The sequence below is a fragment of the Hydromonas duriensis genome (assembly GCF_004363775.1).
GTDB classification, from domain to species: Bacteria; Pseudomonadota; Gammaproteobacteria; order Burkholderiales; family Burkholderiaceae; genus Hydromonas; species Hydromonas duriensis.
The window spans coordinates 1-21,551 of the sequence record NZ_SNZE01000031.1 but is presented as its reverse complement, the minus strand read 5'-3'; the positions used below and the strand labels follow the sequence as shown (position 1 = coordinate 21,551).

Sequence of the window (21,551 nt, the reverse complement as noted above, 5' to 3'; positions counted from 1 at the left end):
ACCTACCCACAGCGCCTAACTTGCTCAACCAATGCTTTGACGCCGATGCACCGAATACCAAATGGGTGGCTGACATCACGTACATTCGGGTGAAGCAGCAATGGCTGTATTTGGCAGTGGTGGTTGACTTGTACTCACGCAGGGTGATTGGTTGGGCTTTTGGTGTGCGCATCAATGCACGTCTGGTCTGTGATGCACTCAAGGCGGCGTTGTTCAAACGGGGCTACCCATCTGGGGTGATTGTGCACACCGACCGTGGCAGCCAATACTGTTCGCAAGCCTATCAGCGATTGATTAAAGCTTATGACTTGAAATGCAGTATGAGCAGCAAAGGCAACTGCTACGACAATGCCGCCTGTGAGAGCTTCTTCCACACGCTCAAGGTCGAACATGTCTATCGCATTGCCTTTGAGTCAATGGAGCACGCCAGACGCGAAATCTTCTGGTTTATTGAAGCCTATTACAACTTCAAACGCAAACATTCAAAATTGGGATACCAAAGCCCTGTAAAATTTGAATCCGCAGCATCTAAAATAGCTGCTTAAAATGTCCGTTGAAATGAGGGCAGATCAGATTTCCTCGTGGTGTTTGTACGCGAACCTGCCCATTTGGCAACACATTCCTACCATATTCAATAACGTGTGGTGTAGGCACCCCTGCATGAGATGCACCTGTCATATCAACTCGTTTAACAATCATGCCATTTGAATCGTATGCAGCATAACTTGTCACATAAATTTTCGGTGGCATTGGTAAAAACGGCACTATAAACACTGGCTTTTAAAAAATCGATGGTTTTCATAGACTCTCCGAAATGACAAAACCCAAGCGGGAGGAAAGTCGCTTGGGCTGTGAGATTAAACTAAAGAGAATAGCTAATTTTAAACATTATCAGTTTTGTTCGGAACTGGAGGATATGGCCACCACCAGTTATTAGCTGAGCAAGCTATGTCGATAAATTTTTGTGAGCCTGAATATATTACATGGCCACTACTCCCAGTTCTTATAATTAAAAAGGATATTTCCTTGTCAAAAATTAAGCATGTATCAAAATGAAGGAACTCCCAGCCAATTCTTTGGAATTCGATAATGCCATCCTCAGTGGAGTCAAATAAATAAGCCTCGGCTATTGAATGGCTAGCAGAATCAATAATAAAAGCAATAGGCATAACAAAGAAATTTTCACAACCAACACTTCTCATTGCTTGAGCTAACGCAACAGCATCTTCATCAAAAATTTCGTTGGAGTCTGTAATCCGACAAACCCAATTTTTTTTTAATATTTCATCTATGTCAAAGTATGCATCATATTTGATAAATTTTTTTAATGTTGAAACAAATGAACTATCAATTATTTCTGAGTTGATTTTCTTAACGTGCTCCATAGCGTACCTCGCGAGTTGTTCTTTGTGCACCATTATTTTGGGTTCGAGAGAACTGAATTGTCCAACGTCTTGCCTGACCATCCTGAGAATCACGAACAGTTACTCTTGTTCCATTGAACGTTTCTCCCCAATACCCAGTTGCTCCAGAGGCTGTTTTGAATGACGAAACATTAGTTAAATTCATCGCATTAAAATCAGCAATCGCCATTGCTTTTGTACCATCAGGCACAGATTGAACAACCATGCCTCTAGTTGTTGTTCCTTCATCTACAAGATACCGTCCAGCTAAACCTTGTGTATTATTAACTTGAGATTTTGATGCTTTTGCATTTGGATTTCTTGCGCTGACGCCACCTCGTCCACTAAATGCAGATCCCCCCAATGCTTGTCCAATATCTTCTAGCATATTATCCGTAGCGGAACTATTAGCACGAACAGATAAGGCTCCATACCGAGCAGCGCGGATATTAGCTAAATCAATTTCCATAATGGCTGAACTGCAAGCATCATAACCCGAAGCGCTGCCATTACCACAAGCCTGCTGTATGGCCTGAGCACCAAATATCGGCATACTTGCAGAACTATACTGAGCGGCATCTGTACTCATGCTAGCACAAGTTTTTATATTATAGCTTGCAGACCTTGGAGAGCAGGCGTCTGCCAAAGCCCTTTCAAATGTATAGTCAATGTTTGCATACTTATTCTTTACATTATCAATACATGTTTCAGGAGATGCCGTCTTCATACACGCTTTAATTTCATTTATTGCAGGTTTTGTATGTGTAGCGAGTGCATTATTCTGCACGGCATTAAGCGCCCCAGTGGCGCCAAACGCAGCGGCAGTAGAAGAATCGCCCGCGATGCCTGCGATAATCGCGCCCGCCACACCAGACAAAGCCAAGACGGTTTCGCGTTGTTCGTTAGACAACTCAGAGACACTGTTTTTACCATACAAATCTTTAACAATGGCAGGCGCAATCAGGCTTTCGGTTAACCCCGTAGCCAAACCAGCGGCCAATGCTTGTTTGGTGTCAGCCCCACCCAAAGCCGCAATCAAACCAGCGCTCACGGCATGAGCGGCAAACTTCGCAGCTTTGTTATCTTCAGAAATCAAATCACCAATGGCATTAGCCGCCAAGGGCGCGGCCATGCTCGCAGCAATGGCTTTTGGATCTTGCTCAGCCGCCAAACCGACGGCAATGGTACTCACCGCATTCGCCGCCACCGCGTATAAACCACCAGGTTGCCAATGGGTCAAATTAGAACTTGCATGTTCCCAATTGGCCTGTGCCGTGGCAATCGCCTCTGCATCGCCACTGGCTTGAGCCGTTTCCAAAGCCGCAGCCGCTTCATTGACTTGACCTTTAGCCGAATTGGCCGCATAACTGATGACATTCGACACCACAATCGCCACACCTTGGCTGATGGTATTCACCGCCGCCGCTTCGGCCTGTTGTTGCGCCATCAATGCCCGCACATCAGGTAAAGGCTCAAGGGCTTGATGAGCCGTTGCCGCATCCGTATGAATGCCTGTCGCTGCAGCAGAGGTACTCGTGCCACCCACATGGATATTGCCTTCGGTCAACGTGGCATAGGTCGTGCTTGAAGCATTAGTGGGCTTACCATTGCCCATCATATTCACAATATTACCCAGATTATTCACCACGTTACCCGCAATCGAGCTGTCAGTAGAAAAGTTAGCCCCCGTACTGCTGGTTTGATAACTGCTGCTATTGTCAAGATTGCTGAAGGTGAGGGCATTGGTACTCAAAGACGAATTGGCCGCATGGGTCGACGTGATGGCACCGCCTTTGAGGTCAACGCTGTCCGCCTTGACATGGTAACCACCATCACCCGCAAACAAGCCACTTTGTTGGTTCACCCCCGTGAACGAGCCACTGGCTTTAGCTTGATTATAGCTGCCAGACGCATTCGCAAACGTGTAGCCAACCTCCACGCGCGCGCTTGCCCCAGTATCCTTACTGTACTGTGTCGCCGTATCCTGTACCGATTCAATCGCCAGTTTACCCCCCACATCCGCGTTAATCGTATTCGCATGGGCATCCGCCCCCTTGAGCGTCGTGTCGCCCGCGGATTTGAGATTAATGGTCTCGCCAGACAGGTGGGTATTGTTATAACGGGTCGACTCGGCTTCATACTTACCCTGGCCATAACCCGCCTGACCATAAATGTAAGGCCCCGTATTCTTACCGACCTGATAGCCTATACCGATTTCTGCACCATAATTGCTGTGCTGACCACTGGCACTTGCTTGATCTTGGCTGGCGTCCAGCACAATGTCATTCGCTGAATCGAGAGAGAGTGTCTTACCCGCATTCAGGATCGCCCCCGTGGCATGGATGTCACCCTCGGTGCTGGTTAAGTTCAGATGACGCCCCGCGCTGAGGGTACTGCCTTGTGCCGTTTGATAGTTCGCATCCTCATTGCTATTAGCCGTGGCGAAGCCAATGCCTGCTTCCGCTTTAAACAATGCCCCCGTTTGTCCGACTGCAGCCGCTACGGCTTGTACGCCATTAGACGCGGCCGCCATGTTCTGTAATGACTTAAGGCGACCGTCACTTTGTTGTGCCGCCTCCACGTTGTTCACCAAATCAATCAGGGGCGAGGTCACCCGTGCAAACACCCCAACTTTAACCGCCTTGTCATCGACATGGCTGCTGCCTGTGTTGTCCGCGGTGTTGATGTCAATGGTTTTAGCCGTGACATTGATGTCTTGAGCCGCGACGACATTGCTCGCGGTCTGGGTATAGGCATTGCCCGCTTTCAAGTTCACCTTGCCACCTAGACTACCAACGTTGCTCGCCACCTGCGTCACCGCCGTGTTGTTGTCATTGTGTTTCTCATTGTGGTAACCCATGAACCGCTCGGTGTCCGAGACCACCACTTTACCAATGGCTTTATTGTTGCTGTGGTTCTCATTGGTCACGGTGTCTTGCGCACTTTGAATCGTCAAGTTACGCGCCGCATTGAGGTTGACATCACCATTGGCAACGATATTCGCGCCCGTCAAGGTGATGTCGCCTTGCGTCGTCGCCAAGGTGCTGGTACCACCGACCGAGAGTTGCGTGCCCGTCACCGTGTCGGTCGCGCCATCGCCGTTGCCTTTGTTCTTAAATACCCCCATCGGCAGCCCCGTCAAACGATTGTCAAAGCTCCAACCGCTGGCTTTGTTGTTGCTGGTTTGGGTTTCGTAGTTGTGCGCCACGTCTAGGTTGATGTCGTGTTTAGCGAGCAACAGGGCGTTGCCCTCAGCCGACATCTGTGTGCCTTGGCTGTCAATGTTGCCATCGGTGGCCATGACTGTGAGGTTGTTGCCCGCTGTTAAGCTGCTGGTGCGTGCTTCGCTCACATGGTGGTCTTGGTTGGCGGATGATTTCTGGCTGCCCGCCGTGATGACAACGGCCGTGGTCGCTGCTTTAAGGCCTGAGCCCACACCTTCAGCCACTTTACCTATCTTGCCCACTGTACCTGTTGCGGGCGTATTGGCTGAGGCTGATGTGTACGCGGATTTGAATGCATCCACTGGATTCACCGTCAAGCCCACGCTAAAGCCACTGGACTTAGACTGTTGGGCGTTGTGCTCGTCCAGCGTATTCTGCGCCGCCGTTAAGTCAATGTCTTTGGCCACCAGCGTGAGGTTCTCACCCGCACCGAGGTCGCTCGCGATGACTTGTAAATGGTTGCCCGCTTTAATCGTGGTGTTGCCGTACAGGCTGGCAGTGGTCGAGGCGGCTTGCGTGGTGCTGTCCGTGCTGCTTTGTGAGGCCGCTTGTGACTTGCCATAGCCAACCGACAATACGCCCGCAGCATATCCGCCCGTAAAGCCTTTCTTCTTGACCTCTTGGCTGTTGTCTTGGTGATAGGTGTCGGTGCTCGATACAATACTCGCGTCGTGACCCGCTTGGATGCTCACATCACCCAGACCAACCACGGTGGAACCCTTTTGTAAGTAGTCGTTGCCTGCACCGATGAGGACTTTATCACCTGTAAAGTTACTGGCGATGGATTGACGACTGTCTGATTCTGTATGCGTCGTGGTTTTAGTTGAAGAGAGCGGGCCGTTGTCTTCGCTGTAGTTGTCGGTCTTGGTGCTGCGTGTGGTTTGACCAACACCGATGTTGACATCATGCCCCGCTTGCGCGACAAGATTGCCTAACTCTGAGTTGACGTTGGCCGCTGTGGCATTTAAGTCATTGCCTGCTTTGAGTTTAACGTTACCGACACCATATATGCTCGTGCCCACATCGTGGATTTCGTTGATGCTGTAGCCGTTCTTCTCATCACGATAGATGCGCAGGTCACTGCCAACTTGAGCAGTGTTTAAGTTCAAATCGTTACCTGCGGTCACTGAGGTTTGACCTACACCATCATTGGCCATATCCGCAGCCGTTAAATTAACATTGCGCCCTGCTTCGATGGTGAGGGTATTGGGGATACTGCTGGCACCATCTTTGGCAATTAGTTTGTTCGCGCCGTCACCCACATAAATACCCGCAACGCGGTCGATGATGGTTTCGCTGCCAAAGTTGTTATTCGCGCTGACTGTTGTGCTGACAACATTGACGTCACGACCTGCTTTAATCGTTGCGCTGGTATTGGCGTCAATCACACCACCAATATTATTAAGGTCGGTACGGGCATTCAAATCAAGCTGATTGGCGGTGAGTCGACCTTGGTTGTTGATGTTCTCGGCGGTGATTTGTGTGACGTTGCGTCCCGCAATCGTGCCACTGTTGTTCAAGTCGCCCGTGAGCTTGAGATTGATGCTGTTGGCGGAGATGAGCGCGCCCGAACCGTCGATGTCGCCTGGTTTAACAGCCACATAAACTTTAGGCACTAACACCGTCGTGGTGGTGCCATCAGGCAAGGTCACCACTTGCTCAACCAACCACACAATGTCACTGGTTAAACGCGCCATTTGCTCCGCCGTGAGCGCAACACCAGGGCGTAAGCTGTATTGACCTGCGAAGGTCACACCTGCGTTCATCAAGGCTTTGTATTGCTCATCGTCGTTGGTTTGACCATCGATGTAGCGACGCCCTGTGAGTTGAGCGATTTGTTCACGGATGAGCTTCTGCTCGTAATAACCATCGCCTAAGCGTTTGTGCATGGTCGTGGGGTCTAGGCTCAAGGCGTTGAGCATGTAATCTGAACCGAGCCAGTTGCGATAGCTGGCAAACTTGGGGTCGGTTTGAATCAGGTACGCGGAATGATTCGGGTTGACGCTGAATAGGCTTGAGTTGGGCATGGCGGTGTTAATCGCGCCTGATTTAATCAAGGTTGGATTGGTCGCGCTGGTCGAGTACACACTGTTGTTGACATTGGCCGCTTGACCACCCGCACCCGATTCTGTCACTGAGCCTGTGTTGAGCCCATTAATCGTAGTGCCGCTACCTGTAGGCACGGTGTTTGTTTGTACGCTGGCTGTGCTGACGTTAATTGTCTGCGAAGGATGTACCAATAAATACTGTCTGTTTTCAGTTAAGTTCGACCATGTTTCATCACGACCTTTATCATGATCACGCCAATAAGATACGTAACCGCCATTATCAGTAACTGTACTTGTGCCCAGTGTTTCTTTGTTGTTAATCTTATCAGCATCACCCGACAGCGTACCACCCACTACAATTTGGCTGTTGTCGTTGAGTAGTTCGTTGGTGTGGATGCTTAAGTTTCCGCCCGCCGTGATTTTAGCGGCATCGGTCGTTGCGACCACGGTTTCATTGGTCGTGCGTGTGTAATCCCGTTTATCCCAGTTACTGTAAGCCCCTTCAGGTGTGGCCAAGTAGTTTGATTGGTCATTGATGACGTAGACATTGTCGGCGCTGTTGAGTAGGTATTTGTTATTGCTGCCCATGTCTTCCCTAAAATCAGGCATGCCTGGGATTTTATCTGGGTCGACACGGTAGGTTTGTGAAGGGCCTGTTGGCGTAGCATAACCACTGATGCCGATGGGGTCAGGTACAGATGTACCCACCACATCGATGATGTGCTCTTTACTGACATCTTCTTGTTTTGTGGTGAAGTGTTCATTGGTGTTATAGATTTGCGCCACCGCAAGGCTCATATCACCTAAAGACTCAACCGTTGAGGATTGGTTGTTCAAGACGGCCGCTTGTCCTGTGGCGTTACCGCTGACATCGAGTGCAGCACCAATATGCATGCTGTCGCCACTAAAAATGATACTGTGTTGACCGACTTTACCGCCTGACAGGTTGTTAATGGTGTTTGCACCAATATCCAAGCGTTCACGCGCGGCAATCGTACCTGTGCTGGTTGTGCCATTGAGGGTTTCACCGCGGTTATTGAGCGTGGTCGCGCCAATCGATAAGTGGTTACCGTATACACGTCCCGTGCCGATGTTGTTGACGGTTTGTGCGGTGATGAGGGTGTTGCTGCCATCAATTAAGCCACGGTTGCTAACGGTATCAACGGCGTTGAGTGTGGTGTTCTTTCCGCTGATTTCAGCATTCGCGGCATTATTAATGTTCTGTGCAGACACGGTGTTGCTTTGACCCGCTGTGATTTGCGCGTTGTTGTTCACGTTACCCACACTGCTGATGCTTAAATTGCCCGTGGCTTGTACTTTGGCGTTGTTGGTGAAGTCGTCGACCAGTGTCATGTTCATGTCTTGATTGGACAAGACTTGACCGTCACCCGTGAGTGATTTGGCACGAATGGTGTTGCTCTGACCTGCAATCAAAGTGCCGCTGGTGTTGGTGATGGCGAGGGTTTGATTGGTTTGCGCATCTTGGATGTTTAAGCCTTGTGCGGATGTGACTAAGCCTTTGCTGTTGTTGAGGGTGCCACTGCTGTTAATCGACAGTTGTCCATCCGCGCGCAGTGCGCCTGTGCTGTTGTCGATTGTGCTTACATTGAGTGTGAGGTCGTGGCTTTCGATGCCTGTTTTAGAGGTATTGGTGTTGCTGTTGATGAGGTGGGCGGCGTTGATGGTGGTGTGTCCGCTGGAACGAATCAAGCTGGCGTCATTGTTCACCGTGCCTGTACCAACGCTGATGTGGGCATCGCCCACCGCTTGAATCTGGCCTGTGCGATTGTCCAAACCTGTGGCGCTGATGTCCAAACCAGCACCGCTGCTAAGATCACCTGCATTATTAAGTTGGGCGGTACTGAGTGTGGCGGCTCCCGTGCTGCCGATATAGCCCGTGGCAGTGTTGTTCAAGTCTCCTGTTTGTACATTTAATGTGCCACCTGAGACGATACCTGCTTGCGTGCCACTGTTGGTGTTGGTCAAGGTTTGACCATGGGTGTTGATGCTGACGGCTTGTGAACCTTGGATTAAGCCTGCGTCGTTGTTCAGTGCCGTGCTGTTGATGGTGGTAGATTTGGCGTTGAGCGTGCCTTTATTGTTGTTTAAAGCACCTTGTACGGTGGCGTTTAAGCCTGCGCCGCTACTGACCATGGTGCCACTGCTGTTGTCTAATGTATTGGCGCTGATGGTGTTATCGCCCGCGCTGGCGAGGACGCCGTTGTCGTTGAGCACAGCACCTGCAATGTTGGCGTTGAGCGTGCCTCCCGCTGTGATTTGGCCTTTGCTGTTGGTCAAACTGTTGCTGGTGAGTTTGATGTTGCCTGTTGAGCCGAGCTTGCCTGTTGCGTTGGTGATGCGGTCAGTGGCGATATTCGCTTGCGTGGTGGTGATGGTGCCGCCTGTGTTGTCGAGCGCATTGCCTGTGACGGTGAGGGTTTTAAGGTTCAGCGTGGCGTTGTTGGTCAGGCCGTTCTTGCTGTATAAGTTCACTCCCCCATTGGCGGTGATTTGGCCTGCGTTGTTGTCTATCTGCCCTGCGATGTTGATGACGCCATCGGCCAGTGGCACAGGGGCAGGTTGCACTACGGTGTTGGTGGCGCCGCCTGCTGCAGTGCTTGGTGTTGTGGGGGCGCTGCTGTTTGATGTACCGCTTGATGTGTTGCCCGAGGTACTTGTGCCTGTTCCTGTGCCGCTGGTGCCGCTGCTGGCGGGTTCGTAGCCAATCAAGCCGCCGTTGGTGTTGGACAGGCTATTGGCGTTGATGGCAATCGCTTGGCTGCCTGTCTGTTGAACTTTACCCTTGGTGTTGTTCAGGCTGTTGGCGTTGAGTTCAACCCGTTGACCATTGAGCGTGCCCGTGCTGTTGTCGATGGTGCTGGCGTTGATTTTGAGTTCGCGACCTGCGGCAACCGTGCCTGTGTTTTTAAGGTCGTTGGTGTGGATGTGGGTGTTGCCTTGAGCCGAGAGCGTGCCGCTGTTGGTCACACTGCTGGTTTGGATGTTTAAGGTGTTGCTCGCGCCGTTGCTGTTGATGGTGCCGCTGTTGACCAGTTGCCCATCGGCGGTGATGCTGACGTCGCCTGCTGCGGCAGCGAGTTGACCCGCATTGTTGATGCCGAGCCCTTTGTCGGTGCCGATGAAGGTGATCTTATTGGCGTACATGCCACCGAGGGCGGAGCTGTCGAGGGCGTATGCAGGACTTGCGCCTGTGCCTGCTATGGTGCTGGCGGCGGAATTGGTGGCGTCGACTTGGTTGGCGCCTGTGGTGGCTTTGAGGTTCTGTGCCCAAACGCCTGCGTTGAGTTTGATGTTGCGGGCAATGATGTGGGTGTAATCCGATTGGCTGGTGTCTAAACCTTGACCGTCTATGTTGATTTGACCTTGGCTGACGCGGTAGCCTTCTAAGTTGCCGCCGTTGACGATGGGTGTGCCTGTGGTGAGCGTGGTGGTGGCCGCGTTGATGAAGCTGGCACCGTTGACGCTGATGCCCGCTGGGTTGGCGATGATGACTTCGGCGCGTTGCCCTGCGACTTCGATGCTGCCGTTAAGGTAGCTCGGGTTGACGGAGTTGACTTGGTTGACAATGACGCGCGCGCCTCCTGTGGCGAGCCATGGGTTGGCGTTGACCCAACCTGCGGTTTGGGTTTGCACATTGGTGCGGCTGTTGTTGAGGATGGTGCCGTTGCTTTGGGCATCAAACTGGCGGTATTGATTCATTGATACGCCCGCTGCGCTGGGCGTTTGAATGTTGACTTGGGTCGCGCCACTGGCGGTGTTGAGGATGGTGGCTTGTTGGTTCTTGGGGGCGTTGGGGTCGGCGATGATTTGCGCGTGCACGAGATGGGCGGTGCCGAGCGTAAGCATGAGGCTTAAGCATAGGGTCTTGATGGAGAGACTGCCCAATGCGTTTATCTGCTGGGCGAGTGTGGTCAGGCTGCTGATGCCCGTCGATTCGCTGGCGGCTTTGCCTTCCGTGACGGTGATTTCGGACACGACGTCCATTTGTCCCTTGCGTTTGTTGAAGATGACTTTATAGGCAGTGCGGTTCATGCTGTGGTTCTCTCGTGTGATTTAATGTATGGGTTTAAATGATGTATGGCTGTGTTGAATCTGCTGGCGCGGGTCGGTGCGTTTAAAACGCATAACTCAAGTTAAACCCACCTGTGACAGAGGCTGTGTTGAAGTACTGTGGCTTGTGCAGTGGAACGCCGATAAAGCCGTCGTAATTGACCACATCACCCCATAGCTTGAATTGACCTCGCAGACCAAGGGCTGAGCCGATTAAGGTTTGTCCGAGCAAATAAGGGGCGCTTTCGCCTGAGACGTGTCCTGCATCGACACCGATGTACACTTGGTGGCTGGGGGCGTAGTTCATGGCCAAGTCGTTGCGCAGGTACCAGCCGCGCTCAGCAGATAAGCTCATGTCGCCATCAAACCCGCGCACGGTGTTGCGCCCACCAATCGACAGTTTGTCTTGTTGTAACAAAGGCGTTTGGTTCCATTGGGCGTGTAGCGTGCCTGAGTAGCTCCAGTCGCGTTTGAACAGTTTGAATGGTTGGTAGAAGCTTATGTCGGCGGTGATGAGCTTCATGCGCGATGTGCCTTCATTGAACAGCTCTTCGGGGGCATGAAGGGCGTCATTTGCACCCGTGCCACGCTTGTAGTTCAGTCCAAGGTCGAGTGTGGCACTGCCCAAGTATTCTTTATGGGTAAGCCCCAGTTCCCAGCCTGAGGTGCGTCGACGTTGAACGTCGATTTCGGTGTCGTCAATGTAGTTGTCGGAGAAGCGACTCCAGCCTTTGAGCGAAACCGTGGTTTTACGCTGGGCGTCACGGTAGACCAGTCGACTGAGTTTGATGTCTTGGGTTTTACTGTTACCGCTGTAGTGGTAGGTTTGGTTGACGCCCGCAACGGCTTGGTTGTAGTGATAGCTGCTGGCGTTGAATGCGACTTGCCAATACCCATAGGGTATGGAGTAATGCAGATTCCAGTTGTGGCTGTTGCCGTGTTCAGTGCCAGTGACGTTGCCATTGCCGTCTAGGGTGTTGGCTTTGTCGTATCCGCGTATATCTCGACCGTAGCTGAAGTAGAACAAGTCGTTGAGGGCGAATGGGTTGTCGATTGAAACAGTGGCGGCGGCTTGGTATTTACCCGTGCTACTCGCGCCTGTGTCGTCTAAGCTGAGGTTGCCGCGTAAAGGTATCTTCTTTTGTGCCCAGCTGATGATGAGGTCCGATTCATTCGGTTGTTCGGCTGGGGCGACTTTTATGTCGGCTTCAACCGTGGGCACGCGCTTGAGGTTTTCTAATCCATGTTCAAGGTCGCGCAGATTGAGGATGTCGCCTTCACGTATGGGCAGCGCGTTGAAGCTGTAGTCGCGAATCGGTGCATCGGGTGTGTTGCGCTCGTATTGTATGTGTCGTACTCGACCTGGGATGACGGTGAGTTTGAGTGTGCCTGTTTTAAGGTCTTGCGGTTGGGCGAGGATGCGACTGGTGCTGTAGCCTCGCTCTATCAGGGCGTTTTGTGCGGCCGTCATGAGGGCGTTGACGCCTTGTGCGCCCAATGACACGCCTGTGGTGAGGTTGTCGGGTTTGCCTGTTGCGGCGTAAGCGGCTTCGCTGACGATGTATCGTTCACCCGTTTGTGTGTCAACTGCTCTTAGGCCGTATTGCTTGAGTGCATGACGCAAGGCAAATTGAAACCGTTCTGCTGAGTCGCCGATGAGTTCAATGTGCTGAATCTTGAAGCTCGGGGCTTCGTTCGAAGGTAAAGTCTGCGTGAGTGGTTTGCTTGCTGTCTCTGGCGTTTGCAGGCGAACGTCTGGGGCTTTGGGTTGCTGCTCTTGAACTTGTTTGCTGCGGTCAACTGCTCGCTGTAGTTCTTGTGTTTGTACGTCTATTGGGTTGGGGATGTTTTGTGCCCACGCAAAAACAGGCATCGTGATGATGCCTGCACTGAGTAAGCTGCGGATGATTCGGTTCTTGCGCATGGCCTGACTTTAAATAATTTGCATATTAAGATGTACAAATAAAAAGATTATTTAGTATTATCTCAATTAAAATAAAGTGTAATTGTAGGCTTTTATGCGCTTTCCGACAAGCTTTTTGTAAGCACTATGTAATAAACGGTCCAACTTGAACCGTTTAAATATGCACCAAACCATAAACGATGTATTTAGAACTTGGCTTTTACCCCGATATTGAATTGCACGCCTTCTTTATTGCCATTAAATGAGCGTTGATAACGGGCATCGGCGTACATATCGGTTGATTTGCTTAAACTGCCTTGAATCCCACCACCAATTTCGCCATAGCTGCGGTCAAACTGCTCGCCCACTGAGCTTGAGCCTGTACTGGTGCGATTGGTCAACTCAATATCAGACGGTTTGATGAAGTCATAAACCACATTGGTGATGCCGTAATACTGAGCTGCCTGACCATCAATCGTGCTGTCTTTACTCAAACGTAAGCCGAGACGACCGCGCAGGCTGTTGTTGTTTTTGTAATGGATGTTGGAGTACGCATCGTTAAAGTCACTGTATTTGGTGTACAAGTAACTCAACTGTGCTTGCGGTTCAACCGACCAGCCACTTAAACTCGCCACAGGCATACCCACTTCACCCGACAAGCCGAATTGCCAACCATGTTGCGTGGATGCGCCGCCGTAGCTGTCATTGTATTTGTTGGTCAAGTGGTTGATTTGCGCCACAGTGTCCAGGTATAAGCCGTTTTTAGAATATTGGGTGTAGTAGCCGCCCAAGCCAATGGCATTTGAGTTTAGGCTACCTGTGTTTTGTGCAAGACCGACTAAAGGACGAATGCGGTCACGGGCATCGACATTGCTGTGCGTGTAGTTGAGGGTGACGCCCGCACGTTGCGCTTGGCCAGCCGAATTGATTGTGCTCATCACATCACGGCCAAATTCAAACCCTGTGCTGGTTTGGTCGTATTCAAAACGAGTTTTACCATTGTTTGATTGACCCGCTGCGAATACACGTCCCCATGTTTGAGGTGTGTCGGTGGCGGTGTGGCGTTGCTCTGCCATGCGCTGATGTAAGGTTGACATGTGTGTGAACGCAGCGTCGGCGTTGGCGGTTTGAGCTGCGACGTAGGCGGCAATGCCTGGACGGTAAATATCAACCACGTTTGAACAACTTGAACCGACGCATGGTGCTGGATTGGTGGTGTATTTGGAGGTCAAATACCAGTCGTTTGCATCCAGCGCGCTGCCTTGCTTGAGCGTGTATTCATATGAACCTGCTTGGACTGGCGCGGCCATGGTGAAGCTATTGGCCGCAGATGTGCCGTCTACTTGTACGACATTGATGCCGTTGACCGTTTGCGCACCTGTACCGCCTGCATTGCGGATGTTTAATTGTGTTGTACCCGTGGTATTGCCGACAACGTGCAGCTTGTCGGTCGGTGAGTTGTCATCACCGAGTTGAGTTTCTAAACTAATCACTGAGCCTGCAGTGCCGGTGTAATTGCCGTTAATTGTTAAAGCATTACCTAAGTTCTGAAAATTAACAGTCCCTGCATTGTTTAAATCTCTGGAAATACTAGAGTTTCCAGCCATATTCCATAGACTGCTGGCATCTATCGCAACATTGGTAACATTCGTCATCGCGCCATTGTAAATACTGCCATTAGCAAAGTTTAAATTAGCTGTACTGCCATCGTTAGCAACCACAGCATCTCCAGTTAAAACAGAATTATTGTTGGCCGTGAAATTCAGCAAGGCCGCATTTGGAGTGTATGACACAGCAGTACCAAAGCCAGTGGCAGCGAGAGAGCTACCATTGTCTACGTTTAAAAAAACATATCCACTAGGTGCGCGCGATGTTGTGTTACTAAGTGTAATACTTGATGCCCCGCCATTGGCTTCAATGACATTGGCTTGCGCAGTCGATAGTGTGCCATTAGAAACCGTCACTTGGTTACTCGCTATCCCTGCATCATTTGCCACCCGAATGGCGGATGAATGGGTACCATACGTCAATAATAAAGCAGCACCATTCAATGACACACGACCCTGCTCAGCAACAAATATCGCATCAGCGTACTGCCCTCTGGTATCAACTGTAGTTTGACCCGATGCATTGACGCTGGCCATATCAAGCCCAACCGCAATCCCACTAGAATAATTGCCCAAGGTTTTAATGCTGGCGGTATTCAAATTAACCGATGCAGCCGATCCAGCTACAACCCCCTGATTGCCTTTCCACGGGTTCACGCCACCATCGCCAGTCGTGTTTACCACTGCATCACCCACCACGTTGATGCTTGAGGCACTAATAGCACTAATTCCTTGGGTGTCGAACACACCATTAATTTGAATGTTGACATTGTTTAGGTTAATGCTTCCCTTCTCTTCGGTAGCTATGCCAAGATCATCGGTTACATTTTTTACGACGGTAACTAAACCTGTACTGTTTATGTTAGAACCGCTGCCTAGTGAATATAAACCAGAAGACCCACTGCCATTGACTGTGGTATCACCGCCAAGATTCAAAATCCCTGCCGAGCTAGAATGTATCGTGTTATAAGTACCTGCAGGGACATTGCAAATCGAGCCATTGGCAGCACTAGCACCAGCTAAAATCACTGCACAAGCCGCCATTGCATTTGTTGTGGGATAAAGTAAACTGGCCGCAATAACGGTCAAAGCAATCGTGGTTTGTTTTTGATTTAGTCTATTCATAATTTCTCTATTTACTACAATCCGCCACTCTTGTGTAGGCGGATCAAACAATGGGTTCAGGACATGAAATATATTTCATTCAACCCTAAATTGTAATGGTTTCAACTGTTTCCGTAATTGAAATTTGTATAAATTGTGTGGAAGCATTCGACCCATCCTTTCATTCCGTTTAATAAATTACGCTATACAGAATGCCATACAATTCTTTAAGCGTTGTAAAGCTGCTTTTTGAAATGAAAAGAAATGAGTAATTTTTGAGAAACCCGACGAAACCTCATATAAAACAAGAGGTTGAGCATTAAGTTGGAATGAGTTGAAATAGAAAAATCCCAGTCAAAAGACTGGGATTTTCGTAATCTGGTGCCGTTGCAGGACTTGAACCCTTAAACTAACTGTTTGGTATATAACGACTTTTTAGATAACGTCATTAAAAAACCACACAAAAAGCCCCACAAGGGCTTGATGTAACACTGTTGTTATAATTATATTGGAACCAATTGAATCAGTGTTGGCTTTTTTTATGGAAAATCATTTAGGTATTAATTTAATAAACCTCAATTTAACATTTCTTGTAATTCTTGCAGTAACAATACGCAACCAGCCTTATCTGTAGTAGCCACGACTTTATCTGCAAGGGCGTCTAAACCGCGTTGTTATGACTTTCATACACATTAGCACTGAAAACCACTACAACGCGTTAAACGCCTTTAAAACCACAAAATATAGACTTAATTAATCCGAAATTAATTCTGATTTGATACGAGCAAGGATATGCTTGTATCCAAAATAATCTTGCGTTGACCATCGTCGCGTTGCAAAATCAATATACCGTTTTTCTTGTTTGTCATTGAGAAACTTGGATATGTCCCTATAATAATCCTTGCCTTTTCTACGCACGCCCAACTCTTTAATCGTGGCGCGTCCATCTTCACACATTTTTTTCACATGCACCAAATGGCTAACATCAGGTGATGCTTTGTTTTCGCATAACTTATCGATTTTTTCGGAAATAGCACCATGTTTGAGTTGGGAGTTAATACGAAGCTCTAACAATGTGAAATTGCCCAAACGTCTTTTTTGAAACCTATCTTGAGCGCGACTATTATCTTCACTACGATTATTCGTTGCCCATACATGTTCAACGGAATAATAGTCGGCCGACTTACCTTCTGCCCGCGTCTTTAAGATTTTATCAATATCGATAGTTCGATTAGGCTGTAAATATGCTTCGTAATTCATTAAAAAATAACGAATGCCTGACCATGCATAAAAATCATCATCATAAGCATCTTGTTCCAACATAAAAGACTGTTTGAACTTTATTTCAGGCGAGTGAAATTGCGTGAAATAAACCAAACGGTACTCAAGAGCCTGCTCTTCTGTATAGATAGCCAGCTTGATTTTGGATAGACCATTCACCCCTTGGTTGTGAAAATACTGGGCGGCGTGGGCGAACAACTCAGCTTGTCCAGTATCATTTCGTGGGGTAATGCCTTTTGCCATGTACACTCGGAAATTAAGTATTTCAACCAAGTTTAGCAAACGAGTCAATTCTTTTGGACGTTCCCCTAGCTTAATTGTCAAGGCTAAAAAAAGTGGCATAATTGAGGCGTGCCGTTCTTGTCCGCGCAGCTTATCCAAAACAGGCAAAAGCTCACTGGACAAACCATTATGCACACGACCATACAAACGGGCGTACCATAGTGCTGCGTGCTTCATGAACTCAACAAATGCTTCCAGTGCTTGCACCACTGCATTGCGTTTTTCGGCATCATAAATTGCTGCATCAAGGTTAAACCTCTCCTTAATCAACTTGTAGCCATATTGCCCTTCATTTTTACTGGCACTGAAATAAACTGTGACGCAATAACGTAAAAATGCGGCTTCATCTTCCGTAAAGGTCTTTTTAGCTGTATTCAAATTAAAAAGTATTTCGGACCAGCCATTGTCTATTTTTGTGCGCAAAGCTTTTGCTTTTAATTTGACACTACAATAAATCAAGTAATTTTTAACTTTTTCAAGCTCGCTTAAACCTTTACCTCTATTGTTAATAACCTCAAACATCACACCTGTTTCGTCATCCTCTTTGGGAGCGTATACTAAAAAACCAAGTTCATTTTCTATAGTGTTCCGAATGGTTTTAATCCGTTCAAGCGGTGCACCGCCCAATTCAGCGACAAACCATTTTTTTATCACTTGTTTACATTCAAATAAACGGTTATGAGCTTCAAGTGTTGCTAGTTCTGTGCTTGATTGGTGCTCTGTGATGACCACGTTTTCAAAGTATTGTTTTGTATCTTTGTTTAATGTCAATACAGCTCGCTCACTACCAACCCCGCCACGCCACAGGTATTTTTTAACAAAACGGGATTTCTCTTCATCGCTTAAGTGCGTAGAGAGCACATGCAACAAGATAGACAGCGTGGTTAAACGCTGTTGCCCATCAACAACATGGTATTCATTAGAAATATTATCAGGTTGGGGTTGGCTTAATACAATCGTACCTGTGTAGTGCTTCACATTAACACCATCATCCATCAAATGCTTAATGTCATTTAGTAGTTCTTCTACTTGCTTCTTTTCCCAAGCATAGCCACGCTGATAATCAGGAACAATAAAAAATTGCTCATTGAAAATGTCCCTCAATGTTACCAATTGAGTGCCAAAACTTAAATCCGCCATATTTCCCCCCTAAAAATCAAAATAAAACCAGTGACCTAGACACTGGTTAATTAAGTAAAATCTTATAATTCTATCTGCTACCTAAACTGACTGTACGCAATAACACCCATTGAACCGCAAGCATCTGTGTAATACCACTTGACCTCACGACTACCGTCATATGTACTCGCTGCATAATCATACACATTGATGTTGGTAGGTTGGTTAATGGTACATAGCAGCTTGCCATCTGGTGTTGCCCTGACATTGCTTGGTGGAGCATATACAAAGGCTTTTCGCTTACTCGTACTAGTGCTTGTCTCCGCATCTTGTTTTTGCGTGGAACTGCTGACTGAGTTGCTTGACGACATTGCATCAAAGGCATTTGTTGAGCCAACAGGTTTAATTGCTGCCACTGCCTCCACTTTGCCTTTCATTTGGTCAATTGATGTAAGCATAACAAGAAATCCAACAATTGCTTTACCGTTGTCTAAATCTGTAAATAGGTTTTTACCGTCATCCGAGGGTTGAACACTGTATTCAATGTCTTTAGAGAATACGTTTGCATCGGCATCTAAACCAAAAGGTTTTACGATACTCTTAAAATTACCTTTGTTTACAGTTTCAACCGTATTTTCAAGGCTTGCTAACAACTCAGCAGGGACTGATAACTTAATCGTTCCAGCACAAAATCTTTTTGTACTGTTTGGGTCTTCTTTTGTTGTTCGCACATTGTCAATATTGACTTTAATTTGTGCAAATGTTGCTCTCGCCTTTGATGTATCCAAGTCATCTTGGCTTTTAACATATTTTTCATATGAGTCTTTAATGGCATTTTGTAAAGACGCTTGAGTGCTTTCAGATGAGCACTCAGCTTTACTCGCAGACAAGCCATTTTTGCCACATGCGGCTAACAACAAGGCTGTCAATAAAAGGCTAACTCGTGTTTTCATATAAATCATAACAACCCTCAATTAGTATGCGCAAATTGAAATATCACCATTACTGTTTTCCCAGCAGGCTCTATCTCTCGTCGAACGGATTAAGGTGATACCCCACCTTTGAAAATGGTCATTTGGTTCAACACTGGCGAGTTCGGCAACGTTTTTTTGTTCTATGCGTACCCACAACTCTTTAATATCAGGCAACAGTAACTTGCGTGGATTTTTGTTTGATAATGAAAAACTACCGTCATTACCTCGCGGCTGAAAGCTACATGCGCCGTAAAACTCAGTCTTACTATCTAAAACAACCTTGCATTTAGCATCTTTGGCAAAAACATTTGTTGAAAATACAGTGCAAGCAATAATTGCTGTGACAATATATGATTTCTTCATTTGCCTCTCCGTTTTTTAGTTGGGTGAAATGGAACTAACATATTTAGCTATTGCATTAATGCCGTCAGATAAGAACATTGATGGTGATTGTACAGCCTTGTGCTCTTTTTTAATTTTGCTTTCAATGGGCTTGGTGCAAGACACTTGGCTTTGCCTCTCTTTGTTTAATAAACCATTCGCAAAATCCAGCGATACAACTGTTGGCCGCGCACATTCAATTTCGTGTACAACAGAATAATGGTCAACCTTAAAATCATTAAGTGCTTTGTCGTAGGTGGCCAACACGTTAGTTTCACCGCCCATCTTATAAACAAGTGAAATTTTGATTTGACCATTACCACGGTCTTTTATAGAAAAGTCATACATACTCAAGTATTCTCCAATCTCATTAAAAATCGGCTCAATTTTTGGTTGTAAGCCGCTAATATTAGAGTAAAGAAACAAAACATCATGAATCTTGGTAACGGCTAATGCTACGGTGTCTGCAATCCCATCATTATTTAAGTCCCTGCTTAATTTTGTGGTCGCAACGGTTACACCGTCTTCTGCAATATCAGGATTTAGTGAGCCAATCTCACCAGCATCATTCGGCGTGGCGTATATATAACCATTAGGCAAGCCTTGTTCGACGCTCTCTAAAGTCTCTGAGTGAACCTGAGAGGTATTTTGATTAACAGCCTTATCTATCAACACGTCCAACAAACTTTTTGCTTGAATTGAAGATGACATCGCAAGTACCATAAGCATTAAGCCGAATTTTTTATAATGGTGTTTGTTTTTCATTTGTTTTATCACTTTATAAATTATGGTCTCGCATCGTCCAGTTTATTTTTAGTCAAAATCAATTCCTTGAATTCCACCATATGTATCATGAGCTTGCTCAAAATCATTTTTTAATTGTTGACACAAACACGATTCGGTTTGACAAGAGCTACCCCAATAAGCCTTATTGAACTTGGGTTTTCTTACTTTAGTAGCATTTGACTCCGCCTGAAGTACAAGTTTTTGACTTGTCCATGCAAGCTCTTCATATTTTTTATTACTGCATAAAAGCTGTTTGGCTTTCGAGTTTTTTGAGTACTTACATGGTGATGGCACGTTCATTTCTGCCGCATAATCATTTTTCTTAATCACGTCAATCCATCTATCGTTGATACCACATGTTTCTTTTGCTACAACTGAAACAGACATCGCAAGCATGACTATTGTTGAACCGAGTTTTAACGACTTCATTTACCCCCCCCCAATTTAAGGTTACATTTTTGAAAATTATAACACCTGCCATTTTAAAAAAGCACAAATAAACATCACTTTAATTAAATTTTAAACACCTTGAACATGGTTATTGTTGGCTTGACTGCTTGCAATAATCGGACTTTTAAGGTGTAATGATGCAAAACAAAAGTAACTTTATAGGTGAACAAATAAGACGGATACGCAAAGCCAAATTGCTGTCTCAAGAGGTTTTGTCTGAAAAAATTGGAATTGACCCAAAATCATTGGGTCGGATTGAAAAAGGCGATTACTACCCTGCCATTGATACATTGATGCGCTTGGCGGTTGCACTTGAGGTGTCAATCAAGGATTTTTTCCCTGACGATGTTAAAAAATCAAGTGATAATCCCGTTTTAGCTGATATTCGACATGCTTTAAGCGATTTTATTTATTCGGCTGATGAGCAGGAGTTGCTGTTGCTGTTGCTGTATAAGCATTATGTGAAAATATTGGAAAATAAAACTTAATCGTTCTTTTGATTTTAATAACAGAAATAGCCGCAAAGACTTCTATCTATATGCTGTTCTTCTGCTGAAAACTATGTTTACTGCCTATTGGACATTTATCTTCAAATCTGATATAAAAAGCATTCTGATCTGCCCTCATTTCAACGGACAGTTTAAGCAGCTATTTTAGATGCTGCGGATTCAAATTTTACAGGGCTTTGGTATCCCAATTTTGAATGTTTGCGTTTGAAGTTGTAATAGGCTTCAATAAACCAGAAGATTTCGCGTCTGGCGTGCTCCATTGACTCAAAGGCAATGCGATAGACATGTTCGACCTTGAGCGTGTGGAAGAAGCTCTCACAGGCGGCATTGTCGTAGCAGTTGCCTTTGCCGCTCATACTGCATTTCAAGTCATAAGCTTTAATCAATCGCTGATAGGCTTGCGAACAGT

13 protein-coding genes are annotated in these 21,551 nt (G+C 47.1%); 2 read left to right on the top strand and 11 right to left on the bottom strand.

What is annotated here, in order from left to right; all coding sequences use genetic code 11:
* On the top strand, positions 1 to 545 hold a 545-nt coding region (locus DFR44_RS10210), incomplete at its 5' end, for an IS3 family transposase (RefSeq protein WP_133621469.1).
* Here the strand turns inward: DFR44_RS10210 and DFR44_RS11830 are convergent.
* The 10 genes from DFR44_RS11830 to DFR44_RS10160 all read right to left on the bottom strand — a co-directional run bounded on the left by DFR44_RS11830 (position 529) and on the right by DFR44_RS10160 (position 20,612).
* Positions 529 to 750, bottom strand: coding sequence for a polymorphic toxin type 24 domain-containing protein (locus DFR44_RS11830; protein WP_133621468.1), 222 nt, complete (start codon positions 748 to 750; stop codon positions 529 to 531). The two genes, DFR44_RS10210 and DFR44_RS11830, sit on opposite strands and share 17 nt — an antisense overlap.
* Positions 751 to 881: 131 nt before the next feature.
* Positions 882 to 1,385 (bottom strand): hypothetical protein, encoded by a 504-nt coding sequence (locus DFR44_RS10200; protein ID WP_133621467.1) that lies wholly within the window; start codon positions 1,383 to 1,385, stop codon positions 882 to 884.
* Complete coding sequence (locus DFR44_RS10195) at positions 1,372 to 10,728, bottom strand: hemagglutinin repeat-containing protein (protein ID WP_133621466.1); 9,357 nt, start codon at positions 10,726 to 10,728, stop codon at positions 1,372 to 1,374. Before DFR44_RS10195 ends, DFR44_RS10200 begins: the two co-directional genes overlap by 14 nt.
* A gap of 82 nt (positions 10,729 to 10,810) precedes the next feature.
* A complete protein-coding gene (locus DFR44_RS10190) occupies positions 10,811 to 12,670 on the bottom strand; it encodes a ShlB/FhaC/HecB family hemolysin secretion/activation protein (protein ID WP_133621465.1) in 1,860 nt (619 codons plus the stop codon).
* A 185-nt stretch (positions 12,671 to 12,855) separates the two neighbouring features.
* Entirely contained in the window at positions 12,856 to 15,381 is a 2,526-nt protein-coding gene (locus DFR44_RS10185) for an autotransporter family protein (protein WP_133621464.1), read from the bottom strand.
* Positions 15,382 to 16,113: 732 nt separating this feature from the next.
* Complete coding sequence (locus tag DFR44_RS10180) at positions 16,114 to 18,063, bottom strand: DUF262 domain-containing protein (protein ID WP_133621463.1); 1,950 nt, start codon at positions 18,061 to 18,063, stop codon at positions 16,114 to 16,116.
* A gap of 77 nt (positions 18,064 to 18,140) precedes the next feature.
* A complete protein-coding gene (locus DFR44_RS10175; protein ID WP_133621462.1) occupies positions 18,141 to 19,004 on the bottom strand; it encodes a hypothetical protein in 864 nt (287 codons plus the stop codon).
* A 12-nt stretch (positions 19,005 to 19,016) separates the two neighbouring features.
* On the bottom strand, positions 19,017 to 19,379 hold the full coding sequence (locus DFR44_RS10170) for a hypothetical protein (RefSeq protein ID WP_133621461.1): 363 nt from the start codon (positions 19,377 to 19,379) through the stop codon (positions 19,017 to 19,019).
* A gap of 15 nt (positions 19,380 to 19,394) precedes the next feature.
* On the bottom strand, positions 19,395 to 20,162 hold the full coding sequence (locus tag DFR44_RS10165; RefSeq protein WP_133621460.1) for a hypothetical protein: 768 nt from the start codon (positions 20,160 to 20,162) through the stop codon (positions 19,395 to 19,397).
* A 48-nt stretch (positions 20,163 to 20,210) separates the two neighbouring features.
* The gene (locus DFR44_RS10160; protein WP_133621459.1) at positions 20,211 to 20,612 is read right to left on the bottom strand and encodes a hypothetical protein; all 402 of its coding nucleotides are present in this window, start codon (positions 20,610 to 20,612) and stop codon (positions 20,211 to 20,213) included.
* Between the two features lie 155 nt (positions 20,613 to 20,767).
* Here DFR44_RS10160 and DFR44_RS10155 point away from each other — a divergent pair, with 155 nt between their 5' ends.
* On the top strand, positions 20,768 to 21,121 hold the full coding sequence (locus DFR44_RS10155; protein WP_133621458.1) for a helix-turn-helix domain-containing protein: 354 nt from the start codon (positions 20,768 to 20,770) through the stop codon (positions 21,119 to 21,121).
* Positions 21,122 to 21,273: 152 nt separating this feature from the next.
* Here the strand turns inward: DFR44_RS10155 and DFR44_RS10150 are convergent.
* Positions 21,274 to 21,551: integrase core domain-containing protein (locus tag DFR44_RS10150; RefSeq protein WP_162845247.1), on the bottom strand; the 278-nt coding region annotated here is incomplete at its 5' end.

Coding starts and splice junctions, on each gene's coding strand:
- DFR44_RS10165 (WP_133621460.1), bottom strand. CDS start 20,162: ATGAAAAACAAACACCATTATAAAAAATTCGGCTTAATGCTTATGGTA.
- DFR44_RS10200 (WP_133621467.1), bottom strand. CDS start 1,385: ATGGAGCACGTTAAGAAAATCAACTCAGAAATAATTGATAGTTCATTT.
- DFR44_RS10155 (WP_133621458.1), top strand. CDS start 20,768: ATGATGCAAAACAAAAGTAACTTTATAGGTGAACAAATAAGACGGATA.
- DFR44_RS10170 (WP_133621461.1), bottom strand. CDS start 19,379: ATGAAGAAATCATATATTGTCACAGCAATTATTGCTTGCACTGTATTT.
- DFR44_RS10175 (WP_133621462.1), bottom strand. CDS start 19,004: ATGATTTATATGAAAACACGAGTTAGCCTTTTATTGACAGCCTTGTTG.
- DFR44_RS11830 (WP_133621468.1), bottom strand. CDS start 750: ATGCCACCGAAAATTTATGTGACAAGTTATGCTGCATACGATTCAAAT.
- DFR44_RS10180 (WP_133621463.1), bottom strand. CDS start 18,063: ATGGCGGATTTAAGTTTTGGCACTCAATTGGTAACATTGAGGGACATT.
- DFR44_RS10185 (WP_133621464.1), bottom strand. CDS start 15,381: ATGAATAGACTAAATCAAAAACAAACCACGATTGCTTTGACCGTTATT.
- DFR44_RS10160 (WP_133621459.1), bottom strand. CDS start 20,612: ATGAAGTCGTTAAAACTCGGTTCAACAATAGTCATGCTTGCGATGTCT.
- DFR44_RS10195 (WP_133621466.1), bottom strand. CDS start 10,728: ATGAACCGCACTGCCTATAAAGTCATCTTCAACAAACGCAAGGGACAA.
- DFR44_RS10190 (WP_133621465.1), bottom strand. CDS start 12,670: ATGCGCAAGAACCGAATCATCCGCAGCTTACTCAGTGCAGGCATCATC.